This window comes from Providencia sp., assembly GCF_052096715.1.
Lineage (GTDB): Bacteria > Pseudomonadota > Gammaproteobacteria > Enterobacterales > Enterobacteriaceae > Providencia.
The window spans coordinates 19,805-38,557 of record NZ_JBQDNB010000032.1; the positions used below are offsets into that span (position 1 = coordinate 19,805).

Annotated in this window: 13 protein-coding genes; 7 read left to right on the forward strand and 6 right to left on the reverse strand. The window is 35.3% G+C overall.

The window, feature by feature from the left end:
• Window positions 1-4 precede the first annotated feature (4 nt).
• The 3 genes from ACTH6U_RS18480 to ACTH6U_RS18490 form a co-directional block, all read right to left on the reverse strand.
• Entirely contained in the window at window positions 5-2,482 is a 2,478-nt protein-coding gene (locus ACTH6U_RS18480) for a fimbria/pilus outer membrane usher protein (protein ID WP_441832867.1), read from the reverse strand.
• Window positions 2,483-2,583: 101 nt separating this feature from the next.
• A complete protein-coding gene (locus tag ACTH6U_RS18485; protein ID WP_294102896.1) occupies window positions 2,584-3,114 on the reverse strand; it encodes a fimbrial protein in 531 nt (176 codons plus the stop codon).
• A 766-nt stretch (window positions 3,115-3,880) separates the two neighbouring features.
• Window positions 3,881-4,714, reverse strand: coding sequence for an aldo/keto reductase (locus ACTH6U_RS18490; protein WP_434719439.1), 834 nt, complete (start codon window positions 4,712-4,714; stop codon window positions 3,881-3,883).
• Between the two features lie 337 nt (window positions 4,715-5,051).
• Here ACTH6U_RS18490 and ACTH6U_RS18495 point away from each other — a divergent pair, with 337 nt between their 5' ends.
• From ACTH6U_RS18495 to ACTH6U_RS18520, 6 genes are all read left to right on the forward strand, one after another.
• Window positions 5,052-5,480, forward strand: a complete 429-nt coding sequence (locus ACTH6U_RS18495) for an Exc2 family lipoprotein (RefSeq protein WP_294102890.1) — start codon at window positions 5,052-5,054, stop codon at window positions 5,478-5,480.
• Window positions 5,481-6,291: 811 nt separating this feature from the next.
• Window positions 6,292-6,591, forward strand: a complete 300-nt coding sequence (locus ACTH6U_RS18500) for a helix-turn-helix domain-containing protein (protein WP_294102888.1) — start codon at window positions 6,292-6,294, stop codon at window positions 6,589-6,591.
• A gap of 1,202 nt (window positions 6,592-7,793) precedes the next feature.
• Complete coding sequence (locus ACTH6U_RS18505) at window positions 7,794-8,591, forward strand: DUF3100 domain-containing protein (RefSeq protein WP_441832868.1); 798 nt, start codon at window positions 7,794-7,796, stop codon at window positions 8,589-8,591.
• Window positions 8,592-8,593: 2 nt separating this feature from the next.
• Window positions 8,594-9,070: a hypothetical protein gene (locus tag ACTH6U_RS18510; protein ID WP_294102882.1), complete on the forward strand. Its 477-nt coding sequence runs from the start codon at window positions 8,594-8,596 to the stop codon at window positions 9,068-9,070.
• A gap of 18 nt (window positions 9,071-9,088) precedes the next feature.
• On the forward strand, window positions 9,089-10,414 hold the full coding sequence (locus ACTH6U_RS18515; protein WP_336428769.1) for an amidohydrolase: 1,326 nt from the start codon (window positions 9,089-9,091) through the stop codon (window positions 10,412-10,414).
• A gap of 652 nt (window positions 10,415-11,066) precedes the next feature.
• Window positions 11,067-12,245, forward strand: a complete 1,179-nt coding sequence (locus ACTH6U_RS18520; RefSeq protein WP_294102876.1) for a M20 metallopeptidase family protein — start codon at window positions 11,067-11,069, stop codon at window positions 12,243-12,245.
• A gap of 117 nt (window positions 12,246-12,362) precedes the next feature.
• On the opposite strand, the gene ACTH6U_RS18525 is transcribed toward ACTH6U_RS18520, so the two are convergent.
• From ACTH6U_RS18525 to ACTH6U_RS18535, 3 genes are all read right to left on the reverse strand, one after another.
• A complete protein-coding gene (locus ACTH6U_RS18525) occupies window positions 12,363-13,340 on the reverse strand; it encodes a LysR substrate-binding domain-containing protein (protein WP_336428767.1) in 978 nt (325 codons plus the stop codon).
• 341 nt (window positions 13,341-13,681) lie between these two features.
• On the reverse strand, window positions 13,682-15,565 hold the full coding sequence (gene gss / locus ACTH6U_RS18530) for a bifunctional glutathionylspermidine amidase/synthase (RefSeq protein WP_441832869.1): 1,884 nt from the start codon (window positions 15,563-15,565) through the stop codon (window positions 13,682-13,684).
• An 815-nt stretch (window positions 15,566-16,380) separates the two neighbouring features.
• Window positions 16,381-18,369 carry a phage tailspike protein gene (locus tag ACTH6U_RS18535; RefSeq protein WP_441832870.1) on the reverse strand — a complete coding sequence of 663 codons (1,989 nt, stop codon included), beginning with the start codon at window positions 18,367-18,369 and terminating at the stop codon, window positions 16,381-16,383.
• 112 nt (window positions 18,370-18,481) lie between these two features.
• Here ACTH6U_RS18535 and ACTH6U_RS18540 point away from each other — a divergent pair, with 112 nt between their 5' ends.
• Window positions 18,482-18,733, forward strand: coding sequence for an Arc family DNA-binding protein (locus ACTH6U_RS18540; protein WP_441832871.1), 252 nt, complete (start codon window positions 18,482-18,484; stop codon window positions 18,731-18,733).
• Window positions 18,734-18,753 lie beyond the last annotated feature (20 nt).

An 18,753-nucleotide genomic window follows, 5' to 3' on the forward strand; every position in this document is an offset into this window, starting at 1 on the left:
CACCTTAGTGATTACATAAAGTAATATCGCGGCTTCCAGCAAGAATACTATCTGCGGAGAAAGAACAAGATTGACCATCTCCCCAATTCACACTCAGCTGATCGCCCATATTCAGCCCAGTTAAGTAAACAATGCCAGATTCAGCAATAATTCCTGAAACTTTATCATTTGCTCCATTAGTCACAATCGCGCCTAATGGAGGATATTTTCCATCAATAAGCTTTATACGCGTTATTAATGACTTCCCAATATTTGCATCCATTTTCACATAACCGATAGCACCATCAGTAAGTGTAGATTCAAGAATATTTTCTTCAATGTTTACATCGTCTGGTAACTTATTCATATCAACCTTATATTCCATATTATAGTAGGTTGGTACGTTACTGATTGTCGCTATGCCAAAACTATTTGTCGTTGTATTCCCATTTTCAATCACAAGTCCCTTAGTTTTAGGTACCTCAACAATTAAACGAGATTGGTCACGATATGTTAGACGATGTGCAGAAATACCATGTTGTGTCGCGGTTACTGAACCACTCATTGCCACACTGGCGGAATTCATTGAATCAGACAACGAACCGCTCACTTGTACTTGCCCCAAATCGCCACTATGTGAAATATAAGTGCTCACCATGGCATCAGATAAACTATCTTGCGTTGAAGCAGTCACACTATAATTGGTATTTTTATCCACATAACGACTATAGTTTGCATTGTTCGCATAGCGCTTATCTTTATCACTATAAGAAGCAAAATATGACACTGATGCATTTCTATTATCTGAATTTAATGGCTTGCTGATTGAAAGATAAACCTGATTATCTGTTTTATCATAGCCATTACGTATCTGATTTAAAGATAACGAAATGTTACCTCCTTTCATTATGCCTTCATCAAAATATTTATTCAGCCCAACGCTAAAGTAGTTATTTTGCTTACCATTCCAATATGTTTTACGAGATGCCGTTATATTGGCACTTGCATTAATAAAACGTAATTGCTGCGCATACGAAAGTGAGAAAACATGTTTATCTTTGTTGATGTCTTCAAAATTATTATCACTAAAATTCCGATCAACAAAGTTAGTCAAAGAATTAAACGTTTGATCAGCAAAACGATATCCCGTTAAAGTCAGTTGGCCATCAATACTCGGTAAATCTTTTGCGTAGTTAATACGATAGCTTTTTCCTTGCTCTCTTCCGGTTAAAACATCTGCATAGGATTGTGTTATATCAACAGAGAGTGCCCCTAAAAAACCAAGGTTTTGCCCTATGCCAACGTTTATAGCTTGATATTTGTTTCCTTGAGTTGCAACAAGCCCACCAAATAGTGAAGTATTATTAAAAACGCCAAGAGAAGTTTCTAACGTAATAAAATTATCATCGGTATGATGACTGTATTTAGGTGCTAATTGACCTGCGTTTAACTTATAACGCACTTGCCCTTTACGAGTTAAGAATGGAATATTTGTTGTCGTAAATTGAAAAGTAGTTTCTTGCCCATTATCTTCAGTGACAGTAACATCCACAGTTCCTATTACCGACTGATTCAGATCTTTAATGACAAAAGGACCCGCAGGTACTTTCACCTGATTGATAATTCTACCATTTTGAGACAAAGTCACCGTTGCATTTGAAGCTGCAACACCGGTAATTTGCGGCGCATAACCTCGCAAATTCTGAGGCATCATGCTTTCATCAGTAAAGAAACTCACACCTTTAAAACGCACGCTATCAAATAAATCAGATCTAATAAAAACTTCACCCACAAATAGCTTTGCAGACAAACTCGCTACATCCCTAAATGCATATACTTGCTCCCAATCGAAGCGACTTTGCTTATCGCCATTAGGATCAACAAGTTTATTTTCATACTGATAATTTGCACGAAAACGCCACTGCGCAACATTGGCACCAATATTACCAAAGGCACTAACGCTATTACTTCTACCGCTATTTTTTCTATAATAATGACTATTATTTACAGTATAATCAAAAATTAACCCTGCAATACCGCTATCTCTCATCTCAGGGCTAACCCAAGAAGAATAAACCAAATTGGTATACTTTTGCGGCATTGAAATAGTCAGAATTTGTTCACTGTCATTAAAAGCCACCACTACATTAGGATCAAGAGAATTTAAGTTAATACAGTTATCTTCTTGAGTAGCAATTAATTTATCTTTTGCTTCATTTGTTAGCGGAAGGCGTTTAAGTAATTCAGGAGTAATACAGGGCTCAATTACCCCATTATTATCAATAAATTTAATTTTTTCATTACGAATAATTCGTTTATCGTTAAATACAATATCTGTTTCGTACAAACCTTCACTTAAATCGTTTTTTTCAAAATAACTTAAGTCAACGTTATCATCTGCGGATAAGTTAAGTGCATTGATATTAAATGTTTCAGCATTAGAATATCCACCACTAATAAGAAGTGAAATAGCATAGTAAATGCTTTTTTTCTTAAAATACATAAGCTCACTCTTATTATAATAGTGGAAAATATAATTAAACGTCTTACGCCGAAATGGCGTAAGACAATTAATTAAAAAAGTATTGATTTACTATAAATTTATTATTCGTAGCTTAATACATAGTTTGCAACAGAGCTGATAGTACCGGCAGTTGCTACACCAGTCGCTTGAGCTTGAGCAGATAAAATAATTGTTGTTTCTGGTGTTTTCATACCTTGTTCTAAAGTATCACCTGGTTTAATTGCTTTACCTGTATTATCAAAGAAAGCTACCGCGACGTTATCTGCGCTACCCGCATTCGCCCATAAAGTTGCTTTACTTGAATCAGATAGACCATTAAATGCAATTTTAACTTTAGAATAATCTGAACCTGTTGCTGCTGGGTCTAATTGGCAGTCTTGTAATTTTAATTCAAATGTATTTAATGGACCTACTTTACCATCTGCCGATAAGCTTGCTGCTGAAATACTTCCTAATTCAACTTCTTTATTAATATCAGAAGGAGAAATAGTACATGCACCGCTATTTACAACACCTTTGAATGTTATTTTTCCAGAACCCGCATCAGCAGCAATAGCAGAAATTGAAGTTGTCGTTAAAGCTAAGCAAATTGCGATTAAAGTTTTATTCATTTTATATACCTTATTAATTAATGATTTTTGAAAGTGTTTTCTATTATTGGGAACGAGATGAATGATACTGGCTAATATTAAATATAAATACACCCAAGTTGTGTATTTGACTCGTAGAGTGTAACCAAATATATTCAGTTGAACTGCTAATAAATGCATAATTAAAAGACTCATCTTTATCCTATTAACAGCGAAAAGCACAACAAACTCAGAATTTAATTCTGTAAATTTACAAATAAATAGATAAAAATACAAATCAATCAAAAATAAACAAAACAGCAAAGTTAGACGCTGCATGTAGACTAAAAATCTACATATACTCACCATAGGAGTTTATGTAGATATTTACTTACATTCACACAAAATTTAATTACAAATTGAACGCAGTTTTTGACGATAGCGCCACTATGCAATGTTATTAGATATACTCAATTGTTATATAATTTGGTTAAATTTATTTTTTTATAATTAAAACAAAAAAATAAATTTAAGTTAATTATAATTATATTAACGGATCAATGAATAATGAGCTAAAATAAAATTTAGCTTAATGACAATATTTCATTTAAGGGAATGTAGACACAACGATTATGGACGCTTAATTGATACCTTACATCCTTCATCATCCATTTAATCAGTAGGTATTCTTTAAATAATGTTAAATAAATAATGGGCAATATGGCTAACTCTAACACTGCCCATTTTAAGTCAATATCAAAAACAATTTAAACATAAGTGATAAATCACAATATTTCTGTATTCAATATTAAAACTCTTCATAAAAAGAAGGGTCTTGATTTTTTAGTCTACCCTTTAATGAAGACAGCATATCGATGACCTGCATATCCTCAATAGATAATGAGAAATCATAAACATCGATATTTTCAATTTGCCGCGATGCATTTGATGATTTAGGTATTGGTAATGCCCCTAACTGTAAATGCCAACGAATAATAATTTGGGACACAGACTTTTTATGTTTATGAGCGAGTTCAAGCAATGCATTATGCGTTAACAGATCACCTGCGCGTCCTAGCGGGCTCCATGACTGAGTAATAATATTTTTTGATTGATCATACTTGCGTTGATCTAACTGATTAAAGTTTGGATGCAATTCAATCTGATTAATCACAGGCAGAATACCCGTTTCTAATTCAAGAGCATCTATATGCTCAGGTAGGAAATTACAGACACCGATACTTCTAATTAGTCCAGATTTTTGTGCATCAATCAAAGCCTGCCATGCTTCAATAAACTTACCCTGCTTGGGATTTGGCCAATGAATTAAATAAATATCGATATAGTCTAAGCCCATACGGGATATAGATTCTTGGACAGTTTGCAGCGCATTTTTATATTGCTGATGACGCCCTGGTAATTTTGATGTGACGGTTATTTTATCTCTAGGAACTGAACTATTTTTTATCGCTTTCCCAACAATACCTTCATTTTCATAATTAAATGCAGTGTCAATTAAACGGTACCCGTTTGACAACGCACTTTCAATTATTCGAGTACCCTGCGAACCATTAAGCGAGTATGTGCCAAATCCAATTTGAGGAATTTGAAAGCCATCCTGTAGTTCATATGACTGAATCATAATATCTCCTTAATTACATTGAAATATCTTATAGTTAAACATTCAAGACTACTAAAACTAGAATAGCATAAACAATCGCCATGTTCCTTTGGCTTAAAATTAATTAGGTTATAACAATAGAGCAGATACATCAGGGTTGCAGTAACTTGGTTAAAATGATGACAAATTGGAAGAGTGATAGCTAACATGATGAATAAAACATAATTTATTCAGTTCCACATATCGTCTTAAAACACTATCGCATTAATTTATAAATTTTTTTAATGTAATATTTTCATTACCAGATATATGAATTACTATAGTGGAAAAGAAACTATATAAAATAAGGACACAAAATATGTCAAAACTGAGTGTAACGTTATTATTACCCTCTGTTTTATTGCTATTTGCCTGTAGTACCCCCACCTTACCCTACGAGGAAATAAGTAAACATTATGTTTATCAGTTAGCAAGCTATGAATCTGATCCCAATTTTCAAACCAACATTCATACTTCAATTAAGCTCAACATCCCCTTTTTTAAGCAATTCTATGATATGGGAATAAAAGATAAACACGACAACATATCCAATGAAGATTATGTGAAAAAAATTGCCTATTTTTCAACTCCAGAGTTCCTAAACAGTATAAATGCGAAAGAGCAATACATTTCAGAAAAAGTACATGTTGAAACGGTAAGTGGTGCTAACAAATCAAATATTGAGAAAAAAATAATGTCTGAATCAATCATTGCTGCATACAAGGCCGGATATCAAACCATCCAGTAAATGATGTCATGATTCATACAGTGGCTTGGCGAAATTCGCTTTATCAGTCTATCGCTTACTTAGCCATTACTTTGCTTATTTTGTATACCACAGAAACAAATTTATGTGGTATACAAAACATCTTCAATTTATTAAAGTTTATCTTTCCTCCCATTTATGCAAAGTTAACGCAGAGAATCATAATTGATATAAAAATACTAAATCATTTTACAAATCAAACATGCTAGTATTAATATTATCCTATGTTCTTGATAGGGGGCACCATGCATCTTCCCTTCAAAATTAACAAATAATCAATATAAATACCGACAATTTTCAAATAAGTCTCATTTTTATTTTAATTATCCTCATCATTAACAAATTATTAATTTTAAATTAATAGCAAATTAATTTACAAAAAATCAATTTAATTGAATAGCGATAACGAATCGTCATTAATTATATAAAATAACAAATTATTTCATTATAAGACAATGCCATCCTTTCATTTATATTCATAAAGACAAACCCTTTATCATTACTCTTATTGTGAGTAAAACGGATATTTATCGCATTATTGGCAAAAAAATGAGCCATAAGAAAAATAAACAATTAAATTACTTAAAATCAATACGTTGAACTAATTTATCTCATTAAAAACTCAATAAAATGATCGCTTTAAACAATTGATTAACTTTTAATTGATAGGTTTTATCTATTGCAATGGTATTAATTGAATGATTTAAACATCTTTACTTAAATTAATTAATTGTATATTTTTGGTTCTAACAAATAATATCTATAAAAATAGTTAGTATGGGAATTCTTTATTATGAATACTATTGTTAACACTTTAGTTGGGAACTATTTAAAAAGTAAACGTATTGAATATGGGATGACTGGAGCTGAAGTCGGTAAGTTATTGCATGTTAGCCAACAACAAGTCTCTCGCTATGAAAATGGCGTAAATACAATATCACTAGACCTTGTTTTACTATTTTTAGATAAATTAGACTTAAGTGTTGAGAGCTTTTTCATCTATTTATTGAAAGAAATAGAGAATGATATTAAAGATAATGAAAAAAATATAAAGGATTGTTTATACACTGACCCAAAATTTATTTTGGTCTAATAAGTACTGCTATATTTAATATCTTTAAAAAACATTAGTTTTTTTTATGCAATACTTATTTCATCTATCATTTAATGCATTGAAAAATTATTAAAATGAATGTTTGGAACCTCATAAATAGATAAAAATCAATCAATTTATACTCTGTAACTCGCTCATTGATATTTTGTTTTTTTGTATCAATAACTCAATATACAAGTAGAGATCCTAACTCATTTTACTGTAACGCTAAATGTGATTAGTGCGCTACCTTAAGTAATCAATGAGAATGAAATAACTACTTTTCTCAGTTGTTTTTAATCTCCCCACAGTGGGGGGATTCTCTCATTGCTTGCCTAATATTAAATAGATTATAGTCCATAAAATCACACTAATGCCGACTAAAATTGAATTAAATTATTCATGATAGAAATAGCACCAAAAAAATCAGACAAGCAGATACACTATTTCTATAACAAAAATCATCATAAAACGGGATTAGCTTTAGATACTAACCGGCAGCCGCTTTTGATGTAAAATTTCACAAAATAAGAGTAAACGATAGAATCCAGTCAATATTCACAAAAACGATACTCATAAGAGTATTAAATTCGTTATTTTTATACTCCAATAAAAAAATATTCCATATTGTGATCTGTATCTATATTTACAACATAGTGTGATCAATGTCTAATTTAGACATTTTTATATAGGGATAACGCATTTTCTGACACTAGTTAAATACTCTAAAAGTATTGCTAAAGTTAGGCAAATACATCCAAAGATATATAATTACCCCTTATAAAGGCTCTATAGTTATAATTAGTTAAATTAATCGAAAAAAAATACACCATGTCGAATTAATAAAAAAACAGGCTCTAGCTCACATTTTAAGTTTATTTAAGCCTTCTTCTTATTATTTTAATAAATAAGCAATTCAACTTATCAAATAATATTCACCACAATATTACCACACCAGTATCCACATGAAAAACAAGGTAAATATTTTATATGAATTAATTAAAACCAAACAATTATATTAATATTAATCAATAAACACTCATTAATTGGTTTTAGCCATTCCTTTTAGGCATGCTTGAGGAATTTTCGGAATATTGTCAGGAAAACGGTTTCATAGATAGTATGAATGCGGACAGGATACATTTTATATAAATAAATACGAATAATTCCTAATAACAATTTCTATAATAAAAGGTAACACTATGGGTATATTAAAAGATAGTAAGTTGCTTTTGGTTGGCTTATTTATCATTCTCCTTGCAGAAGCTATAGGGCAAATTAAACTCGGTTTAGTTATGTTTTTCCCGATGCTTTATTCCATGCTGATGGGTGGTATTATTAGCTTTCCAAAATTTAAAATCCTCAACGAAAAAAATATGGCACATGCAACCTCAATAATGAGTGTTGCATTGGTTATCTTGATCGCTAAATTAAGTACTTCTGTTGGGGCTTCTTGGGAAAAAATCATTCAAGCTGGCGGCGCATTAATTTTGCAAGAAGTCGGTCACTTTATCGGTACCATTATTATGGGTCTGCCACTTGCAATTATGCTTGGCATGGGCCGCGAGGCTGTCGGAGCCACATACTCTGTTGGCCGTGAACCGAATATCGCCATTATTGAAGCTAAGTATGGATTAGATTCGCCAGAAGGCCGAGGTGTGATGGCAATGTATATCTGCGGTACATTATTTGGTGCTGTCTGGATGGGAATCTTGGCTAGTGTAATTGCCAGTCTTGATATCCTCAGCCCGCTCGCTTTAGCAATGGGTGCCGGTGTCGGAAGTGGATCAATGTTAGCCGCAGCAGTAGCACCACTACTCGAACTTTATCCTAATCAAGCTTCAGAAATTCAGGCATTTTCCTCTTCAGCTAACCTGATGTCCTCGGTATTAGGTCTGTACGTCTACATATTCTTTTCCTTACCATTTGCTTCTTTCCTATACAACAAATTTAAAAGAAAAAGTGCAATGGCTGCTACGAATACCAATAAGGAAAGTTAATAATGAAAAAGATGACAGAAATTGCCGTAATCCTAGTTTTAGTCGCTATATTCACAGCTCTGGGTGATGCTATCGGTGGATCCCTCTATGGTCGCGGTACATTCGGACAAGTTTTCAGCGATACATTACTCGCAATGGCGTTGTTAAGTGCGATGTCCTTTGTGGCCTATCTCATTGCGCTAATACCGCCGTTAGGTAAATTGCCGGTTATTTTTTGGGTTTCCCTGATTGCCGCTGGACTATGTTCACCACTATTTCCGTATGATAAAGAAATGATTGCGATGACGGGTAAAGTCTCTATTGCCGTGATCAGTACGACAGTACTGGCATTTGCGGGTCTTTCTCTAGGTAAAGATATTGAAAAGTTCAAAGCCATCTCTTGGAGAATTATTCCGGTATCACTAGCTGTGTTCTCTGGGACATTCATATTCGCCGCACTTATTGGTCAGATAACGCTCTCATGGAGTGGCGTTATCTAATTACGGGGAACATTTAACATGAAAATGACTAAAGACCAACTGAAAGCCAAAGTCTGTGAAGTAATTGCAAGCCATAAAGTCGACATTAAAAAACTTGCAGAAGATATTTGGGCAGAGCCAGAACTCGGTTATAAAGAAACGAAAACAGCAAAAAAAGTTGAAGCTGCATTTGATTCCTTAGGTGTTAGTTACCGTAATCAACTCGCACTCACAGGTGTCAAAGCGCGCCTTAAAGGTGGCAAAGGCAGTAAACGTAGTATTGCCGTGATCGGTGAATTGGATGCCATTCTCTGTGCTGAGCACCCAGATGCAGATGACCTAACGGGTGCTGCGCATTGCTGTGGTCATAATGCTCAAATTGCAAATATGATGGCGGTGACTATTGGGCTGGTGAATTCTGGTGCAATGGAATATCTGGCAGGTGATGTCGTCCCTTTCGCCGTGCCTGCTGAAGAATATGTAGAACTGGCTTATCGTAGCAAGCTCATCGAACAAGGAAAAATCACTTATATCGGCGGTAAGCCGGAACTGATTTCTCTGGGGGAGTTTGATGATATCGATATGGCAATGCAAATTCACTTAACCAGCGTCAAACCGGAACGTGATAACGGCTTTATCGAAATGTCTACCACGACTAATGGCTTTATCGGCAAGCTAATCAACTATAAAGGTAAGCCAGCACACGCAGCCGCTGCGCCCCATATCGGTGTGAATGCTTTAAATGCCGCAATGATGGGTATCATGGGTGTGAATGCTATCCGTGAAACCTTTCAGGAAAAAGATTACATTCGTTTTCATCCTATCATTACTCAGGGCGGCGACCTCGTTAATGTCGTTCCCAGTGATGTGCGTATGGAAAGTTATGTCCGCGCCTCAAATGTCCCTGCAATGATAGATGCCAACGAGCGTATTACGCGTGCGTTAGTAGCTGGGGCAATGTCTGTCGGAGCTGAGGTAGAAGTCAAGGATTTACCGGGCTATCTGCCACTGTATAACAATGCCATTCTGAATGACCTGTTACAGCAAAATGCAAATAATCTGATTGGTAACGAAAACGTCTGGATTGCAAAACACATGACTGGCAGCACAGATACTGGAGACCTTTCTCATATCATGCCTGTTAGCCACCCATGGATTGGCGCAATTCGTGGCGGTTTACACGGCAAAGATTATGTGGTCTTTGATGATGATATGGCCTACATCCGCCCAGCTCAAATGATGGCAATGTCTATTATTGATCTACTGTTTGATGATGCTTCGGGTGCAGAAGAGCTTCTTGCTGACTACAACCCACTCATGAGCAAAGAGGAATATCTCTCTTTTATCAGCTCATTTAAGAATTGAGTACAACGCATATCACCGTATACGTCACCTTAAATGGTGGCGTATTGATTAATCAATCGCTTCGGTCACTATTTTAATTTGTAATAAATAGATGATCATAGCTAGAATTAATTTTACTTTAATCAAAATTAAAGTAAAAAATTCATTAGATAATCTAAAAAAGTGATAGGAAATATATCTAAAAATTATTTCAAAATAGCATTTAATAAAGTCAATATTATTTAGCTATATTAATGAGAGCTATAATGAAATTATTCATTTAGGATATAAAAAGAAACAAAATAAACGCAACCATTTGAAATAATTAAAATTTAAACCCATAACTTTTTTCTTAATTTATTTTCAACAGAACATCACAATTATTCATGCACCATGCAATACTGATATGATACAAACAAGATCTTCATCACGCTCACTTTTTTGAATTTAAAGTTACAATGTTATCTATAATTTATTACCTATAGATAAGAATATATAATTATCGCTTACCGAAACCTCTAGATTTCGGAAGCCAAAATATTTTAGTAAGAATAAAATGCGCGCAAATTGAGTTTACGCAAAAACTATTCATTATCTTTGCTAATACTCACGCTTATATCAGGGATATTTTTATCAACATGCAAACCGGTTTCCGTACACAAGGTATAATGTAATGACAAATAAATATAACATCAGTGACAAGCTTTTTGCGCTTGAAGCGTTCAGTAAAAAAACACGTCAGGATTTACATAAAATCCCTGAGCCCTCCGGTCAAGAGTATAAAACCTCAGAATATTGCCGTGAACTGATGAATAGTTTTGGTTATACCATTCGCCAGTTTGAAGGATACACCGGTTTTACCGCAGACTTAGTTGTTGACCCTGCAAAACCGCTAATTGCTTACCGTACCGATATAGACGGCCTTGAAATGCCAGATCTCACCGGCAATGAGCACAGCTCAATACACGAAGGTTGTGCTCACAATTGTGGTCACGATACCCACATGACTATAGCGCTAACGGCGGCAAACTACCTCAGCCAAAATGCCACTGAACTCACTCATAACGTCCGCTTTATCTTCCAAATGGCAGAAGAAGATATGCGAATACCGGGCGCGGACAAAATGGTCGAAATGGGCTGCATGGATGGTGTTAGTGAAGTCTATGGATTACACAATGATGCTGCCGTTGATACGGGATACATTCGCTTTAATGCGGGTGTGATGTCCTCTTACGGCTCGGCCTGGACGCTAGATGTTCACGGTGTTTCTGCCCATGGCTCCACGCCACATAAAGGGCTAGATGCTATCCGTGAAACGACCCGCATTATTGATTACATGGATTATATCGTCGCTAAAAAAACGGACCCATTTAGCCCTGCGGTATTCGGCTGCGGTATGATCAATGGCGGAACCATCCCAAATGCATTGGCCGACCACGTTCAAGCTCGTGGAACCATTCGCTCAATGGATGAAGAAACGAATAAAGTTTTAAAAGAAAGTTTTAACGAAATAGTCGCTCGTAGCGAAGCTGGCGGATTCAAAACGACACTTGAAGCCTCCGGCTATCCCGCAGTTATTAACCATCCACAAGCAGTAAAGGTAATTTATAATGCAGCGGCTTCATTCTTACCAACTGAAAATATCGAGCCAAACTGTAAGCCAATGACAGGAAGTGAAGACTTTAGCTATATGATTAATGCCACTAAAGATAAATTAGGCGCAATGTACTTTTTAGGTAGTGGTAATAAAGCAAAAGGAATTAATAACTATTTGCACGCTAATCCCTATTTTGTCGATGATGACTGCCTATTAATTGGCGCTCAAATTTTTATCAACATCGCCACACGTTAAAAATAAAACACACAGCAAAACCAAAGCCCAGTAATCAATTCTTACTGGGCTTTTTTACAATATTGTTTATGTAATATTTTCTATTGAATATTATTTAGTGACTACAACAAGACGCTATCAAAGTTCAGGCAATGCAGAATAAAGCCGATCACGCGATTTTTGATCTGCAGGTAACCACTGAGCTGGCTGGTGAATATAATTCAAATCAAGATGAGGAGCATAACAAGAAATAAAATCAAGCATGTAATCTTTCAGATGCATATGCCGATTGATGCAAATATGCGTATAACTTGGCTTGACCAAATTACTGATATTAATGCAGCGAAGCGTATCACTATCTTCTTGCGAATCAAACGCAACCGATGAAATAATACCGACACCAAGTCCCCGTTTCACATAAAACTTAATGATTTCTGTATCAACTGCAGTTAATACCACATTTGGGGTCAGATTATTTTGATAAAATACTTGATCCAGCTTCGAGCGTCCCGTAAAGCCAAATACATAAGTAATCAAGGGATAATTCGCCAATTCTTCAATAGTTAACTGCTCATGCTGTGCCAGCGGATGATCATGAGGAACAAGTGCACTACGAGACCACTGATAACAAGGCATTGTCAGTAAATCATCATAGAGATGCAACGATTCCGTTGCGATCGCAAAATCCACATCACCATTATTAATCATTTCAGCCAACTGAGCAGGAGCCCCTTGGTGAAAATGTAATGAAACATTTGGGTAGCGAGCATTAAAGCGCTCAATGACTTTAGGTAATTTATAACGGATTTGCGTATGTGTAGTCGCGATATGAAGATTTTGTTTTATGGTGCTGTCATCATGTGAAACCAGACTTTTGATTTTATCAAACTGCGCTAGAATATCACATGCAACATGATGAACTTGTTCACCAATCGGACTAAGTGATAATAAGTTATTGTTTTTTCTATTGAATAAAGAAACGTTTAGTTCATCTTCTAGGATTTTAAGCTGTTTACTTACTGTTGGCTGAGAGGTATACAATTTTTCAGCGGCATTTGTAATATTAAAATCACTCCTGACCACCTCAACAAAACTTTTAAGCTGACTAATGTTCATTGCTTATTTTATCCTGTTATAAAATTATTAATAAGCAGAATGTAAGTTAATACAACATACTCTGTATTGTGAAGAGTAACACAAGGTGAATGATGAAGAAATAAACATGAGGATATGGTCGCTTTAGAGAAACTTTTGGGTTAGTTAAATGTAGATAAATAAACTAATAACCAAGAATAAATGCAAATAAAAATTTAATAGTGAATCTTACAAATCCAACTCAATTGACTACAACCTAAAGATGAAAAAGCCACCAGTAAACTCTGATGGCCTAAAAAAAATGAAATAGTTAATATTTATTAATATTACTCATAGTTCTGTTTTTATTTCTAATATTATTGCTATTTTAAAAAATCATTATCATCCAATATCCACAATGGTTCCATATTACTATCTTTTTTGATTACTAATGATGGGTCAGACCGTAAACATGCTCCACCATAATGACCACCAACAGTAAATGTGCAAACCTGAATATAACGACCAGCCACATTAGGCAAGCACCATAATTGTTGGTAAATATTTTCTTGATTATCAAAATTCCCAGATGTCTTATCTAAAACTTTGTCACTTTCACCAACCAAATCTATATTATCCCCACAACGACCAGCTATTGGTTTTATTGCATAACCACTCGAACGTAGTTCATCACTAATTTCAACACTTGTTTCTAAAAGATAAGGGTGATGAGGAAATAATGACCAAAGAATAGGTAAAATCGCTTTATTACTTGGAATAACTGTCCATAAAGGCTCAAAAACACAAATTTCTGGTTTTAATAGCACATCAACTAATCTAACGTCATTATGCTCTAAATGCCCAGTACGGATTTTCAACATTGAATATTCGTGCTCATCCTCATATTCTTGTCGAATTTGCTCTAAAGCCGTTTCCCATGCCCATGTTTTCCATACACATTGCAATACTCGACCATCACCATCAACAACTTGGCCTATCTCATTCCAAGTTAACTCATCCAAACCATGAATAATTTTATAATCAAAACCTGCTTCAGTAATGGCATATGCCATATATTGAGAATGATAATCTTCTTCGCTATCAACATCCTGCATAATGTGAATAAAGAGCTTAGCAGAAGAATGTTTCCATGTACTAGAAAGTAATTCAGTTAAATAAGCACTTGGATCCCAACCTTCATTGAGCTCAGCGACTTTTGCCCATTTATCAATTATTAGGCCAGCTTCAGTATGGCAGGAAGCTGAATCCGCATTATATTCATAAACCTTCAATCCTCGCTCATCCATACAAAAATCTAATCGGCCAGTAATCATATCATGGCGTCTATTCTTCCAAGATAGACGTATACGCGGCCAAAGTATCTTTGGAATATTAAACAATTGAAGTAAATCATCACTCTTTAGTACTTTCTCTGTTGCATGCAAATACATAAGATGGACTTCATTCGTGGCTTGTATTAATTTGCTTTCAGCGGTATTCGAAATTGTAAAATATTCATGAAGAGCACCGTTAAGTATACTTCCATGCCTTGCTTGAATATATTTACTTTCTATAGGATCGGACTCATCCAACCATTTTTGACCAAAATCTATTCTATTATCTATTTGAGCAAAATGAAGTTTTAACAGTTCAGGATTAATGCAAGGCTCAGTATAAGCATATTCTTCATTATCGGTTTGTATCATCCAACCCAAAATATTCGTATCTGAAAAAGTATCTACAACTGTATACCTACCCTTATCATTTTCTAAAGGTAACTCTCGGGTCCATTGTTGCCCAATAGGTAATTTATGATGAATAACATTTTGCTCTGCAATGCGAATTCTATCATCATAAACTTGAGTTATAACGGCTATATGCCCTGTTTTATGAAATTCCCCACCCTCCGCCCAAATTAATAATCCTCCTACAACAGGTTTAACTTGGCTACCGTTAACAAACGCTTTCAGTGGTAAAAGTTCATCATCAACTACACGTCGCAAAAAGCGTAAAGAAAATATTTCATATGCCATTCCTACATCAGTAAAAACAACACCATAATTGAGATATAAAAAACGACGCGCAAACTCAACACATTGCCATTTATACCCCATGTATTCATTGCCTATATAACTTCGAAAAGAAATATCTTCCTTATTATCAAGTTCAGATAGCGAATCATAATCTGATGAGTATATTGGTACGCCCCCAGGGGCATATCCAAGTAATGATCCAAAATGCTCGTGTTCATTCATCATTAAATTCATGTCTTAGCTCCATCTTAATTATAACTATAGGCTTACTATCCTTTTAGTTTACGCTCACAAAATATAAAAAAACTATATTTTTGATATTTCACATCCATGAATAGTTAATTAAATTAAAACGGCAATAAGTCATAATATAAGAACAGAAATTAACACTATAAGAAATAGTACAATATTTTCAGTTCGTTAGCACTCAAGTGCCGACCTTATAAAATAGATATTACCCACCCAAAAATAAGATTAACTGCAAACTTAAAGGAACCAATGAAAAAATCAGCTAAATTGATGTGATTGCAGTTATCTAGACTATTAAAGTTATCAATAACTAAAAAAATAATAAAGCTGTTAGCCGTATTATCAAAAGTAATATGAGTAGTAGTCTTAAATACTATTCTAATCATTGGCTTATATCATAAAAAATGAATTTTCTAAGAGAGGAAAAACAAAAGACGATATGTTTTCAAGTTGGACAGAAAATGCTTATGAAGAGTGGGTTAGAAGCGAAAAATAAGAATCCTTACTTGACCCGTTACTTGACCCGCATCTCTTGCGGGTTTCTTTTGAAGATTAGATAAGTGATTGATTTTGAATGGTGCGCCCTGCAGGATTCGAACCTGCGGCCTACGGCTTAGAAGAAAGTAGAGCCTTTTTAATACACTGAATTTAATGATATTTTCCGCGCTCGCAACGTTAATTGTGTCGTTAAATGCTTTTCACCTCCATTCGATGTTTTTATCGTGTCTTTATGTGCGACACAAAAACGCCACACGCCTAACCCCTCTCATTTTTGTGTCACAATTTCGGCACAGTTCACATTACGATTCAGCAATCCATGCATACCCCTGTCCTGTGGCACTTGCAAGCCCACTCACAGTAAATGCTCGAGTGCTAATATCACCTAGCGTTGCACCGCCAGTGTTTGGCATGTCCGTCATTATCATTGTCATGTTCCCATTTGCACCGCGAATAATCACATTTCGCGCCATAAAACCAACTTTAATAACTTGAGTTGCTCCATTCCCGTTATATACCCCTTGCTTTCTCATCCCTCCCATTGATTGTGATGAATGAAGATTGTGAACCTCGGTTGATCCAGTTGCTTTGACGGACACGCTATAGTTCTTAATTGCATTCATGCCCACGGACTGGAAAACGGGTAGCCACGTCGTTGAAGGTGCTTTTAGCGTTTCATCTATTGTCAATCTATCAACTACCCCTGACTGAAGTTCAAATAAATGCGCTAGACTTTCAAAGCAATTATCATAAGAGTTCCCTGAAATAGTTACATCAGAGCGGTCATTTATTTTATCACCCGTACCATGCAGATAAACAACCTGCAGATTGAGGTTCTTAAATCCATTATCCTTGATTGTGATATTTTTAAATGTGCCGTTTGATGAGAATATTTGTGTTTGTGTCTGGTCGCTATATCCACCTATTTTAAAATCAACGTTATTGTCTGTGAATATAATATCTTCAAGTCCATTGGCGTTAAATATTCGCTGATTATAACCATGAACAAACTCGTTACCTGTGATGACTGCGCCTTTCATATAACCATTTAAAAGAGTGATATTCCCCTCGAAAGAATTCCCACTAATTAGAAAGTTCTTCGCGTTAACAGCGTTGTAGCCAGTATTGTTAATCAAACCCTTTCCAGCATAGTGAATGCGATTATTTAAAAACTTATAGTGGCGCATCCCCTCAATTATTGAATGCAAAGACGGATCAGGCCCCGGTTCAAATGGCTCAGGAAATTGCAAATCTAAAATATACTCAGATAAATCATTTGTATTGCAATTAGTAAGTTCGAACCCTCTGCCAAAAATCCTTGCGACAAACTTAGTGTTATTTAGCAGGCAGTTATCGACGTACAAATCAACATCCGAGCGGTTATGCTCTTTATCATCTAATATCAACACGTCATGCGCATTAGCACCCAGCCAAGCACCTACTCCTGAAATAGTCACATGGCTTACTTTACAGGCTTCCATTATTTTGATTGAGTTAGACTTATCTAAAAACTGAATAACTGTACTGTATTTACCTGCACCCCGAATCTCACAATATTCAACAGGTAGCTTTATACTTCCCGTTTTAATAACCCCAGCAGGTAAGTTCATTACTGAATGTTGTTTTTTTATCGCTGCTGAAAGTTTGGAGAATGCCATTGTATTATCTGTCACGCCATCTGCAACGACACCAGCCCACCTTGCATCATAGTGATTATCTTTAACTTCTCGCTTCCAGCGTCTATTTAACGCATCAACAAGAACAGTGACGTCATTATCTTCTGAAGAAATATCAGTCATATCTAAAATAAAAAGACCATCACCACCATCAAAAACATTGCTCCTACCATACACATCTATTTTTTGGTTTTGCCCCGCATAATTTCTCAACTCATTATAGTTAGCAGCTCCAATGTATGACTGACCATCAACTCCACTTAGATGATACTTAAACTGATCTGGGTCATACTTCAACACATTATGATAATAGAATTGCTGTGATCCGTAGCTGTCATAAACAGCCATACTGTGACCTTCTACAGTCACGAATTTAGCAATCTGACCGTTGTAAACAGGGAAGCCAGCCTGATTGATGATTAACGGCTGAGCTACAGGGATTGTGCTGCCGTCCTCATTTTCCAAATACACTTGAATTTGGTTTTCAGGAATAGTTGGGTCTTTATCGATTTGCCCAATATAAATTTTGCCATTACTCGCCGCTTGGAATTTCCTTGCGAGAGTGAATTGTTGAGAGGGCATGCTCACAACGACATTAGGGATAATATCTGACATTGCTTTCTCCAAGCGTGAGTAGTCGCAGCGCTATAGTAGCACCGTGGTCTTATTGTGAATAAATACAGTAGGTTATATTATGCCTGTCCACCAAAATTAGAGGGTGAGACGAATGGCACGGGATGATACACAGTTCAATCTCAGGCTTACTGCCGAGACTAAAGAGAAGTTAAAACAAAAAGCTAAGATGAATGGACGCTCACTAAATGCTGAGCTAGTTCACATAATTGATAATTACTTAGAAATGCCAACGCCCATAATCGGCTATCGTAGTGATGCTGAAAAAGTTGCTAATGAACAAGCCGAAGAGCTTAAAAAGTCAGTCGTAGAAATGCTGATTAAGCTCTATAATGATAAAAAATAATTATGTGAGGTGATAGACCA